An 11,919-nucleotide genomic window follows, 5' to 3' on the forward strand; every position below is an offset into this window, starting at 1 on the left:
GCGCCTAGAATTCCAGCACGATCTTGCCCAGATGGCCGCCCGCCTGCTGCAGCGCGAAGGCCTCGGCGATATCATCGAGCGCGAAAGCGCGATCGATCACCGGCCGCAGCGGCAAGGCATCCAGTGCACGCACCAGCTGCTGCTGATGCACGCGGCTGCCGACCACCAGCCCCTGCAAGCGCTGCTGCCGGCCCATCATTTCCGCGGTCGGCACCGGGCCTGCGGCACCGGTCAACACGCCGATCAAGGCGATATGCCCGCCTACCCGCGCAGCGCGGATCGATTGCGCCAACGTGCCCGGCCCACCGACCTCGACCACGTGATCCACGCCACGGCCATTGGTGATCTCCAGCACCTGCGCCGACCACTCGGCATGCTGTCGATAATTGATGACATGGTCTGCGCCCAGCGCGCGCGCCTTGGCCAGTTTTTCGTCGGACGAGGATGTCGCGATGACGGTGGCACCCATCGCCTTGGCGAACTGCAACGCAAAGATCGATACACCGCCGGTGCCGAGCACCAGCACGCTGTCGCCGGCCTTGAGTCCGCCGTTGACCACCAGCGCGCGCCATGCGGTGACGCCGGCCGTGGTCAGGGTCGCCGCTTCGGCATGGCTGTAGCCGGCCGGGGCATGCGTGAACGCATGGGCGGCGGCCACCACCGCAGAGCGTGCATAGCCATCGACGCCATCGCCGGGCGTGGTGGCAAAGCCGGCATGCAGCGGCTCACCGTCCAGCCACTCGGGGAAGAAGGTGGACACCACATGATCGCCAACAGCGAACTCATCCACTTCCGGCCCGACGGCTTCCACCACCCCGGCGCCATCGGACATGGGGATGCGGCCCTCAGCGGTCGGCATCTGCCCGGACACCACGCCAAGGTCATGAAAATTCAACGAGCTTGCATGCAGCCGCACCCTGATCTGACCGCGTGCCGGCTGCCCGGGGTCGGGCAAGGCAACACCATGTAATGCATTCAGGCCTGCAGGCTGAGCTAAACGAATCGCGCGCATGGGGCGCTCCTTGCTGTGATCGATCTTCGGGATAACACGCCAGGCGTTATCCGCATGCAGTCGAGCTGGCTTTCGGCTCTGTTGTGGGATGGCGATTTCGTCGCAGCATCAAGCGCGTAACGACAGCAGGCTGGACAGCAGCGCAGCCGCACGCCGGGCAAACTGCGGTGCAACGCGTGAGGCATCAATCACAGATCGGCATTGCGCCACATGATGCAAACGATTCCACGCGGCGCCCACGGCTAAGCTGGCACGGCGGTTGCAACGTCCTGATGTCCAGACAGGTAACTCACGTGACATCACCCGGCAAGCGGCGACGGCAACGAGCACAACGCATCGCGTTGCACTTTGTGCTGAGCATTTCGTGCCTGCTGCTGCTTGGTTCGGAATACTGGTCCATCCACGACGAGCGCACGAGTGCGCTGCGTACCGCCGAAGCGCAATCGTTGAACCTCGCCAATTCGCTGGCGCAGCATGCCAGCGACACCCTGACGATCGCCGATGCCGTGCTGTCGGGCTTGGTATCACGGGTGGAGCACGACCAGGGCTCGGCCAGTGCGCGACTGGTCATGCATGACTTTCTGGTGCATGAAGCACGTCGCTCGGACCGGCTGCATGGCATCTTCATCTATGCGGCCGACGGCAGCTGGGTGAGTTCGTCATTGAACAGCACGCCCAGGAAGCACAACAACGCCGACCGCGCCTATTTCAAATATCACCGCGACCATCGCGACGCCTTGTCGCTGGTCGGACCGCCGGTGCAGAGCCGCTCCGATGGCAGTTGGGTGCTGACCTTGAGCCGGCGCCTCAATACCCCCCGCGGCGAATTTGCCGGCGTTGTCCTGGTCACGCTGCAACTGAAGTATTTCCAGAACTACTACAGCACCTTCGAGGTCGGCCCGAACGGCACCATCGGCATGACCAATGACGACGGCATCGTGCTGGTACGCCGGCCCGACAAACCGGGCGTGATCGGCACCTCGATCGCAGGCACCTCGATCTACGTCACCATGCGCGCGCGCAGGCACGGCACTGCCACCTATCGTTCGCCGATCGACGGCGTGGAGCGCATTTCCAGTTTCGCGCCAGCACAGGCCTATCCATTGACCGTACTGACCGGGGTCGCGGTCGACGACGCATTGGCCAACTGGCGGCAGTCCGTGCGCCAGCGGATCGTGATCGCCACCCTGGGATGCGCGTTGCTGCTGGGAGTCGGCATCTGGCTGGATCTGCAGCTGCGCCGCATGCATCGCAACGAGGACAAGCTCAGCTCCGAAGCCTGGATAGATGCACTCACCGGCATTGCCAACCGCCGTGCGTTCGACCACCGGCTCTCGCGTGCCTTGCAGCAGGCTGTGCATCGACAGGCACCGCTGTCGGTGCTGATGATCGATGTCGATCATTTCAAGCTCTATAACGACACCTATGGCCACGTCAACGGTGACGCCTGCCTGCGCCTGGTCGCAGGCGCGATTGCCGGTTGCTCACGGCGCAGCGAAGACGTTGCCGCGCGCTACGGCGGCGAAGAGTTCGGCATGATCCTGCCGCAGACAGATGCCGCCGGCGCACTGCGGCTGGCCGACGCAATCCGCAGCGCCGTCGCCGGGCTCGGGCTGATGCACCTGTCCAGCCCGACAAGTGCGCACGTCACCGTCAGCGTCGGCGTCGCGACGTTCGAACCGGGCGAAACGCCACGCACCCCGGATGCCTTCGTGCACGACGCCGACTCGGCCTTGTATCGCGCCAAGCAGAACGGCCGCGATCGGACGTCGGCGTAGCGCAACTGACAATAAAAACTGCGCGCAACGCCAGGTTGGCGCGGCCCATGTCCGGAATCGGTGTGTGGCAGGCAGACACACCATGGGTACGCGGCGTTCTCAGCCACCTGACGATTGCGCGCGAGGTGCTGTTAGCCACGCTTGGTCGAGATTGGTGAGCGGCACCGTCGTACCGACCAGGTCTGCACGTCAAGGGCGCTTCGGAACAGCCCGGCCTGCGTCGATGCAATCAGCAACCGGCAAGCAAAAGGCCCGCGCGATGCGGGCCTTTTGAATGACAAGCAGGCTGGCTACCGATCAGAACGGGATATCGTCGTCGGCAAAATCGTCCATCGGCGGTGCCGACTGCTGCTGGGCCGGCTGCTGACGACGCGGGGCATAATCCTGACCGCCGCCCTGACCACCACCGCCACCACCTTGCTGCTGGCGCGGCGCCTGGCTGCGCTGCGGACGATCGCCGCCCATGCCGCCGCCACCGCCGCCTTCGCCGCGGCCGCCGAGCATCTGCATCTCGTTGGCGACGATGTCGGTGCTGTACTTCTCCACGCCGTCCTGGCCGGTGTACTTGTCGTAACGCAGCTCGCCTTCGACGTACACCTGCGAGCCCTTGCGCAGGTACTCGCCGGCGATCTCGCCCAACTTGCCGAAGAACACCACGCGGTGCCACTCGGTGCGCTCCTGGTTGTTGCCATCGCGGTCCTTGCGCATGCTGGTGGTGGCCAGACTCACGCGCGTGATCGCCATGCCGGCCTGGGTGTACTTGGTGTCGGGATCGTTGCCGAGGTTGCCGACGAGGATGACTTTGTTGATGCCGCGGGCCATAGATGCTTCCGAGATGGTGCGCCGGCGCCAGTGGGCGCGGCGGTGAATGTCTTGGCGCCAATGTTACCGCACCTGCCGGCCACGGTCCCGGCGGATCGCCGCAGCGCCGGGCCGGGGAATGCCGCGCCGGCAGGTCGGAATCCGGGCGCTCGCGGACAGGCCCGACGCTGGCGCCGCAAGGGTTTGCGGCCATGGCGGAGGCCGTCGGACACGGCCAGCGGGACGGATCTGGCCCAGACACCTATAATCGGCGCACATCACGAACGCCTGCGCATGACCATCGCCGAAGACCTCCCCACCGTCCTGGGCCTGCCCCAGATCCAGTCCCTCGCCGCGCCCGACATGGCCGCGGTCGACGCGCTGATCCGCCGCCGTCTGGCCTCGGATGTCGTGCTGATCAACCAGATCGCCGATCACATCATCTCCGCCGGCGGCAAACGCCTGCGCCCGATGCTGGTGATGCTGGCCGGCCACGCCGCTGGCGGCTCCGGCCCGGAGCACCATCAACTGGCGGCGATCATCGAGTTCATCCACACCTCCACATTGCTGCACGACGACGTGGTGGACGAATCGGACCTGCGCCGCGGGCGCAGCACCGCCAATGCGCTGTGGGGCAACGCGCCCAGCGTGCTGGTCGGCGATTTCCTGTATTCGCGCAGCTTCCAGTTGATGGTGGAGCTGGATCGCATGGAAGTCATGCAGATCCTGGCCGACACCACCAACCGCATCGCCGAAGGCGAGGTACTGCAGCTGCTGCACGTGCACAACCCCGACACCGACGAAGCCGCCTACCTGCGCGTGATCGAGCGCAAGACCGCGGTGCTGTTTGCCGCCGGCACCCGCCTGGGCGCGCTGGCCTCGGGCGCGGATGCGCAGGTGCAGCAGCGCCTGTACGACTACGGCATGCAGTTGGGCTTTGCCTTCCAGATTGCCGATGACGTGCTCGACTACGCTGCCGACGCAGCGGACCTGGGTAAGAACCTGGGCGACGACCTGGCCGAAGGCAAGGCGACCCTGCCGCTGATCCACGCCATGGCGCACTCGGATGCGAGCACCCGGGAGCGCCTGCGCCAGATCGTCGAACAAGGCGATGCGAGCGCAATGCCCGAGGTACTTGCGGCGATTCATGCCACCGGCGGCCTGGACTACAGCCGCCAGCGTGCCGCCGAATATGCCGCCGCTGCCGAACAGGCGCTGGACACGTTGCCGCCCAGCCCCGCGGTTGCCGCATTGCGCGGCCTGGCGCGGTATGCGGTGCAACGCACGCATTGATCCGGGCGGCGGCAGGTTCGCCTGCCGCGCTCACTGAACGGGCTGACAGCCGACGGTGCACCCTCGCCTTTCCGGCGGAAACGCTGCCGCAACCCATGCCAGGGTTGCGGCGCCTTGTCACACGGCCTCTGAGCGCATCACACGCCGATGCTGCGTGCGCCATCCGATCCATATACGGGATCGGCCTATCGCTCCCGCACCGCATGTCCGCGCGTCATCCGCCACATCCGACGACCGCCAGTGCGGCGGTCAGCCGTGCCTGGCAACCTCAATCGCCAAAGCGTTCGTCGAAGAAATCGCCGAGCATGCGGTAGGCACGCTTCGCCGCACGCGGGTTGTACAGGCAGCCTGGCGGGCTGTTGGCATCGGCTTCGGCAAAGCAATGCACCGCACCGCTGAAATTGACGAACTGCCAGTCCGCGCCAGCCGCATTCATCTCGGTTTCGAAGGCGGCGATGTCCGCCTTGCTTACGCTCTTGTCGTCGGCGCCATTGAGTACCAGCAGCGGCGTCCTGGCCGAACCGGCCGCCGCCGGGCTGGGCGTGGCAATGCCACCGTGCAGGCTGACCACACCGGCCAGCTGCGCACCGGCGCGCACCAGCTCCAGCACCGTGGTGCCGCCGAAGCAGAACCCCACCGCACCAATGCGCGATGCATCCAGCGGCGCCTTGCCGGCCTGCGCCTTGAGCACATCCACTGCTTTCAGCGCGCGGGCGCGCAGCGTCGGCGGGTCCTTCTTCAGCGCACCGGCAAACTGCCCGGCCTCGCTGTCGTTGGCCGGACGCTTGCCTTTGCCGTAGACGTCGGCAACCAGCACCACGTAGTCGTCGCCGGCCAGTTGCTTGGCCTTGGTGACCGCCGAATCGTTGACCCCGCGCCAGTTCGGCACCATCACCAGCCCTGGGCGCTTGGCGGCACCGGCGTCGTCGTAGACCAGCACGCCGCTGAAGGTGTCCTTGCCGATCGTCCATTCCAGCGGTTTGGCCTGCATCGCTGCGGCGGCGGGCAACGCCAGCGACGCCAAGACACCGAACAACCCAACGCCACGCCATCTCCATTGCTTGTGCATGTGCCTGCTCCCGGGAAGGTCCGGCGAGTGTAGGCGCTGCCGCCGTGCACACCGGGTCAGCGTGGACGCCGACGGACCGATCGCATCGGCGTTCTGCCACGGCCGTCGAAAAAACCCGGGGCGGATGGCGCCGTCGCCCCGCGCGCAACGCAGCGCTACTGCACGCCCAAGCCGGGAATCGCGCTGATCGCCGCCGGATCGAACCCGGCCAACTGGGCGAAATGGCGGCCGCGCGCGACATAGTCGCTATAGGCGCCGAAGCTGGGCGCACCCGGCGACAGCAGTACCACGCCGCCCTGCTCGCCCAGCGCCTGGCGCGCCAGCCGCATCGCGTGTTCCAGGTCGGCTGCGGCATGCAGGCCGAAACGACCGCTCGCGGCCAGCGGCGCCAGCAACGCATGGATCCGCGGCCCGTTCGCGCCCATGGTGACGATTTCCACCGGCGCCTGCTGCGCCATCTGCGCGGCAAAATCCTGCCAGTCCAGCCCACGATCGTGGCCACCGACCAGCAAGGCCACACGGCGTTGCGCAAAGCAGGCCAGCGCTGCCAACGAGGCATGCGGAGTGGTACTGATGGAGTCGTTGACGTAGCTGATGCCGTCCACGCTGCCGAGCAGCTGCAGGCGGTTCGGCAACGGGCGGAAGCTCGCTGCGGCCGGTGCCAGCGCCGCAGCGTCCAGCCCCAGGGCTTCCAGCGCTGCCAGCACCGCGCACAGGTTGCGCCGATTGTGTTCGCCGGGCAGCGGCACGTTGGCGGTGTCGAACACCGGCTGCTCGCCGCGATACACCACATCGCCACGCAGGTGCCAGCCATCGGGATGGTTGAACCAACGCACCTCGCTGTCGGGCAACTGCAACTGGGTCAGATGCGGATCGGCGGCATTGAGCAAGGCAATGCGCGGGCGGCCTTCGGTGACCAGCGCCAGCTTGTCGCGCACGTAGCGCGCCTCGTCGCCATGCCAGTCCAGATGCTCGGGAAACAGGTTCAGCACCAGCGCCAATTCCGGACGCGCGCCGCTGCGCCCCACTTCGCCGGTCTGGTAGCTGGACAGCTCGATCGCCCAATAGCCCGGCGGCGGTTGCGGCGCCAGCACTTCCAGCAAGGGTTGGCCGATATTGCCGACCAGGGCGGTGCGATGGCCGGCCGCACGCAGCAGATGCGCCAGCAGCGCGGTGGTGGTGCTCTTGCCCTTGGTGCCGGTGACGCAGATAGCGCCAGGCACATAGCCGTCAGGCTGCGCATGCTCGGCAAACCACAACGCGGTGCCGCCGATGAATTGCGTGCCGTGCTCGGTTGCGGCGGTGTGCGCCTCGGGGCGATACGGGCTGATGCCGGGCGATTTCACCACCACATCGAACCGGCCCAGCGCCTGCGCGCTGGCGTCGGTTTCCACATGCAACGCAGCATCGGCCAGCGTCTCGAGCTCGCGCGCTTCGTCGGCGTTGCAGAACACCGTCAGCGTTTGCGTGGGCAACGCGGCGCGCAGTGCGCGATACGCGGCGCGTCCTTCGCGCCCCCAGCCCCATAACGCAACCGCCTTGCCCTCAAGCTGCGAAATTCGCACGCACGCGCTCCCACAGCGCCGACGGAATCCGGTGCTCGCCGTCGATCGCCAGCAACAGCTCCAGCTGCAGCGCCTGCTGGTCCAGCTGCGGCTGGATCTCGCGGATGAAACGCAGCACCAGCGCGTCTTCCTTCCATTCGGCACGGCTGGCCAGCACCGCCATTGCCGCGCGCGATTCGCGCCCTTCGCCGACGCATTCGAACGGCTTGTGGTCCTGGAATTCCAGCAGCGCATCGTAGCCGCCGGCCTGGGTTGCATCGTCGAGCAGATTGCGCCCGAAGATCTTGACCAGCCGCGTCTTGGGCATGAAGGGTGCCAATGCCAGGAACACGAAATGGCACTTCGGGCAGACCCCGCACCAGCGATGCACCGGGCGCTCGCCCATGATGTGGAAGTTGCGGTTGCAGCTGGAAAAATGCGCGTCGTAGTGATCGGTCTTGGCGAACTGGCGCGCCACCGCCAACTCCGACAACGGCCGCAGCAGCGAGTAATAGCGCAGGTCGGCCGCCACGTGCCGCTGCACGTAATCGCCGAACGCCTGCTCGAACGCCCAGCCCTTGGACCACTGGTGATTGACCTCGCCGGTGCCGGGAATCTGGCTGCCGTAACTGGCCGAACGTTCGTTGGAAAACACCACCTGGTCCACGCCATTGAGCAAGGCCGACAACACCAGGATGGCTGAGTTCACCGCAGTGACCGGGATATGCCCGTTCCAGGCGCCCTGGCGATTGAGCTCGAACAATTCCGGCGCCAGCACGCGGCCGATATTGAGCACCGGCAGACCGGTGCGCTCGGCGCAGGCCCGGATCAGCTGCGAGCCGCCGATCCAGCTGACGGTCTGGTCGATGCCGGCATGCCGCAGCGCTTCGATGCTGACCAGCGAATCCTTGCCGCCACCGATCGCAACCAGGGCGTGCTCGCGCAGGCCCAACGCCGGCGCATCGCCGGCAGCCGGTGCAGCCACCGGCAAGTGGATCTTGCCGTGCAGGTTCAAGCCATTGCGATAGGCGAACTCGCCCAGGCCGTGCAGGTAGACGCTTTCCACCAGCGCAGCGGTATCGGCATCGATGCTGTAGCTGTCGATGGCAATGGTCGGCGGCACTGCGGCCTTGTAGTAACTCACGCCCGCAATGAGGTGCAGCAGCTGCAAGGCCTGTTGCACGGCGGCGGCACGCGCGCCATCCAGCACGAATGGCGCGCCGGGCACGGCAACGGTTTCCACAAGTTCCGGCCCCTGATCGAAGGCATACACCAGCGTCGCCACGCCGGTGTGCGCGTCGAGTGCGCAACGCACGAAACGGAAGGTGGAAATCTGGTGTTTGTCGAAAGCGCTCATGGACTACCTGCAGGAACACGTACGCGACGCAGATAACGCCGGCACAGGACATATTCAATCATGGAAAACGGCACCGCAGCCCACAGCAGCGGCAGGCAACCGAACAGCACCGCCAGCAACAGCACATCCGGACGTGCAGCCGTGGCATCGCCGGACACCGCGAAGGCGATGGCGAGATACAGCGCCACCACCGGCACATAACTCAGCGCACTCAACAACACCGTGCGCACCGCCATCCCGCCACTGCGACGCGTGGGAACCCGCGCATCGCGCCAACGTTGCCAACGCCCGGCCAGCCACGCGCCGATACCGGCGGCGACCAGCGCAGGCAGCGCCCATTTGAAGGTGTCGCTCCACGGCATGCCCAAACTCAGTTGCTGCAGCGCGGTGGCGAACACGATCGCAGCACCACCGGCCAGCGTACTGAGTGCAATGAACTCAGCCTGCGGGCGCATCGATCACCTCTTCGCGCGGCAATTCGCGCTGGTTGTAAGTGCTGGCCATCGAGTAACCGTAGGCACCGGCATCGGCCAGCAGCATCACATCACCCGGCGCGGTGGCGGCAGGCAGACGACGGCGCTTGCCGAACACATCGGAGGATTCGCAGATCGGCCCGACGATATCGAAGCTGCCATCGGCCGGCGCGTCGAGCTGGCTGAGGTTTTCGATGTCGTGCCAGGCGTCGTACAGCGCGGGGCGGATCAGCGTGTTCATGCCTGCATCCAGGCCCACGCGCTGCACGCCATCTTTTTCAATCACCTGGGTCACCTGCGCCAGCAGCACGCCGGCTTCGGCCACCAGGTAACGGCCCGGCTCGATCGCCAGCCGGTAGCCCGGATGCACCGCCTTGACCTCGGCCAGGCCCTTGGCCCACAGCTCCAGATCGAACGGCTCGTCCTCGGCGCTGTACGGAATCGGCAGGCCGCCACCGATATCGATGGTCTCCACCGTGCCGATGCGGCGCGCGAAGCCGGCCAGTTCGTCGTACATCATCCGCCAGTGTTCGCCGGTCTCCACGCCACTGCCCAGGTGCGCATGCACGCCGGTGATGGTGACCTCCAGCGTGCGCGCCACTTCCACGAATTCATCCACGCGCGTGGACGACAAGCCGAACTTGGACGCCTTGCCGCCGGTGTTGACCTTCTCGTGATGGCCGTCGCCATGCCCCAGGTCGATGCGCAGCCACACGTTGCGGCCACGGAACACCTCCGGCCAGCGCCGCAATGCTTCGACGTTGTCCACGGTGACGGTCACGCCCAGCGCAAATCCGGCTTCGTATTCGGCCTTGGGCGCGAAACTCGGGGTGAACAGCACGCGCCGCGGCGACAGCTCGGGCAAGGTATCGAACACGCGGCGCAGCTCACCGTGCGAAACGCATTCCAGCCCGAACCCGGCCTGTTCCAGCGCCATCAGGATCGCCGGATGCGCATTGGCCTTGATCGCGTAATAGCGCTGATCCACCGCCGCAATCTGCGCCAGCGCCTGCGCCCGCGCACGCACCGTGGGCAGGTGATAGACGTAACGCGGCGTGCCGGCCTTGGACAGTGTCTGCAGATGCGCGCGCTCGGCATGCCACCACGGCGTGGGCCGCGGGCGCACCGAGCCGATGATCTCGCGCCAGCGCGGCCCGAACACCTCGCCTTCGCTCACCGGCATCGCGCCACTGTCGATCAATTCCGCATGCAGGATCGGCAGCAGGCCATCGGCATCGGCTTCGTCGATGACGAAGGTCAGATTCAGGTCGTTGGACGACTGCGAGATCATGTGCACGCGCTCCTGCCCGAACGTGGCCCACACGTCGGAGAGCTTGTGCAGCAGCGAGCGCATGCCGCGCCCGACTAGGGTGATCGCCGCACACGGCACGATGATCTTGACCTTGCAGATCTGCGACAGATCGGCCGACAACGCCGCCAGCACATCGGTGTTGACCAGGTTCTCGGACGGGTCCAGCGACACGGTGACATTGGTCTCGGCCGAACCGATCAGGTCCACCGACAGGCCATGTTTCTTGAACAGCGTAAACACATCGGCCAGGAAGCCCACCTGCTGCCACATGCCGATGCCTTCCATCGACACCAGCACGATGCCGTTGCGCCGGCTGATCGCCTTGACGCCCGGCACCGGCTCGGCATTGCCGTCGATGCTGGTGCCGGGCAGATCGGGGCGCTCGGTATCCAGGATCGCCATCGGCACGCCGGAATCGCGGCATGGCTTGATCGACCGCGGATGCAGCACCTTGGCACCGGTGGTGGCGATTTCCTGCGCCTCGTAATAATCCAGGCGGGTCAGCAGCCGCGCGTCCGGCACGTCCTTGGGATTGGCGCTGAACATGCCGGGCACATCGGTCCAGATTTCCACCCGGCTGGCGCCGAGCAGCGCACCGAAATACGCCGCCGAGGTATCCGAACCGCCACGCCCCAGGATCGCGGTGCCGCCATCGGCGTGCCGCGAAATGAAGCCCTGGGTGATCAACAGGCGCGTGGGCTGCGCATCGAAACGCGCGCGCCAGTCGGCGTCGGACTGCCACTGGCAGGACACCGACAGGCGCTTGGACCATTCGCTCTGATTGGGCTGCGGCGGCAGCGCCGACAGCCACTGGCGCGCATCCAGCCAACCCATGTCCAGGCCGCTGGCGTGCAGATACGCCGCACCGATGGTGGAAGACAGCAACTCGCCCTGCCCCAGCACCTCGGCCTGCCAGTCCAGCGTGCGCGTTGCCGCGCGCGCATCGCCGATCAATGCATGCAGGGCGGCAAGACGCTCGCCCAGCACTGCATCGGCATCCAGTTCCAGCTCGGCCAGGAACTCGCGATGGCGCTGCTCCAGCGCCGCCACGCGCTGCGCGCTGTCGGCGGCGCCATCGGCAATCGCGGTGAGTTCGTTGGTCACGCCCGACAGCGCGGACACCACCACTAACACGCGGCCACCGGTCTCGTTGGCCCGTTTGCTCGCCAGTTTTCCAATCGTGTCCCAGCGATGACGACGCGACACCGAGGTGCCGCCGAACTTGAGGACGATCCAACGATCGGTAGAGTGGGGAGCTGACATGGAGATAGGCGTTTAGG

The 11,919-nt window shown here is 66.4% G+C and carries 9 protein-coding genes; 2 read left to right on the plus strand and 7 right to left on the minus strand.

What is annotated here, in order from left to right; genetic code table 11:
* Positions 1-4: 4 nt before the first annotated feature.
* On the minus strand, positions 5-1,012 hold the full coding sequence (locus ABQY64_RS14300; protein WP_104627523.1) for an NAD(P)-dependent alcohol dehydrogenase: 1,008 nt from the start codon (positions 1,010-1,012) through the stop codon (positions 5-7).
* Positions 1,013-1,284: 272 nt separating this feature from the next.
* Between ABQY64_RS14300 and ABQY64_RS14305 the strand changes: the two genes are divergently transcribed.
* Positions 1,285-2,790, plus strand: coding sequence for a sensor domain-containing diguanylate cyclase (locus ABQY64_RS14305; RefSeq protein ID WP_184352298.1), 1,506 nt, complete (start codon positions 1,285-1,287; stop codon positions 2,788-2,790).
* 297 nt (positions 2,791-3,087) lie between these two features.
* Here ABQY64_RS14305 and ABQY64_RS14310 read toward each other — a convergent pair whose 3' ends face one another.
* Entirely contained in the window at positions 3,088-3,612 is a 525-nt protein-coding gene (locus tag ABQY64_RS14310; protein ID WP_016902371.1) for a single-stranded DNA-binding protein, read from the minus strand.
* A gap of 273 nt (positions 3,613-3,885) precedes the next feature.
* On the opposite strand from ABQY64_RS14310, the gene ABQY64_RS14315 reads away from it, so the two are divergent.
* Positions 3,886-4,884, plus strand: a complete 999-nt coding sequence (locus tag ABQY64_RS14315; RefSeq protein WP_024939379.1) for a polyprenyl synthetase family protein — start codon at positions 3,886-3,888, stop codon at positions 4,882-4,884.
* 268 nt (positions 4,885-5,152) lie between these two features.
* On the opposite strand, the gene ABQY64_RS14320 is transcribed toward ABQY64_RS14315, so the two are convergent.
* The 5 genes from ABQY64_RS14320 to ABQY64_RS14340 form a co-directional block, all read right to left on the minus strand.
* Positions 5,153-5,953, minus strand: a complete 801-nt coding sequence (locus ABQY64_RS14320) for a dienelactone hydrolase family protein (protein ID WP_039526227.1) — start codon at positions 5,951-5,953, stop codon at positions 5,153-5,155.
* Positions 5,954-6,108: 155 nt separating this feature from the next.
* Positions 6,109-7,518 (minus strand): UDP-N-acetylmuramoyl-L-alanine--D-glutamate ligase, encoded by a 1,410-nt coding sequence (gene murD, locus ABQY64_RS14325; RefSeq protein WP_349779820.1) that lies wholly within the window; start codon positions 7,516-7,518, stop codon positions 6,109-6,111.
* Positions 7,499-8,854, minus strand: a complete 1,356-nt coding sequence (murL, locus tag ABQY64_RS14330) for a UDP-N-acetyl-alpha-D-muramoyl-L-alanyl-L-glutamate epimerase (protein ID WP_349779821.1) — start codon at positions 8,852-8,854, stop codon at positions 7,499-7,501. Before murL ends, murD begins: the two co-directional genes overlap by 20 nt.
* On the minus strand, positions 8,851-9,309 hold the full coding sequence (locus tag ABQY64_RS14335; protein WP_349779822.1) for a hypothetical protein: 459 nt from the start codon (positions 9,307-9,309) through the stop codon (positions 8,851-8,853). The genes murL and ABQY64_RS14335 overlap by 4 nt, the downstream gene beginning before the upstream one ends.
* Positions 9,293-11,902, minus strand: a complete 2,610-nt coding sequence (locus ABQY64_RS14340) for a bifunctional aspartate kinase/diaminopimelate decarboxylase (protein ID WP_167705669.1) — start codon at positions 11,900-11,902, stop codon at positions 9,293-9,295. The genes ABQY64_RS14335 and ABQY64_RS14340 overlap by 17 nt, the downstream gene beginning before the upstream one ends.
* Positions 11,903-11,919: the final 17 nt, after the last annotated feature.

Source organism: Xanthomonas sp. WHRI 7065 (assembly GCF_040203115.2).
Classification (GTDB): Bacteria; Pseudomonadota; Gammaproteobacteria; order Xanthomonadales; family Xanthomonadaceae; genus Xanthomonas; species Xanthomonas arboricola.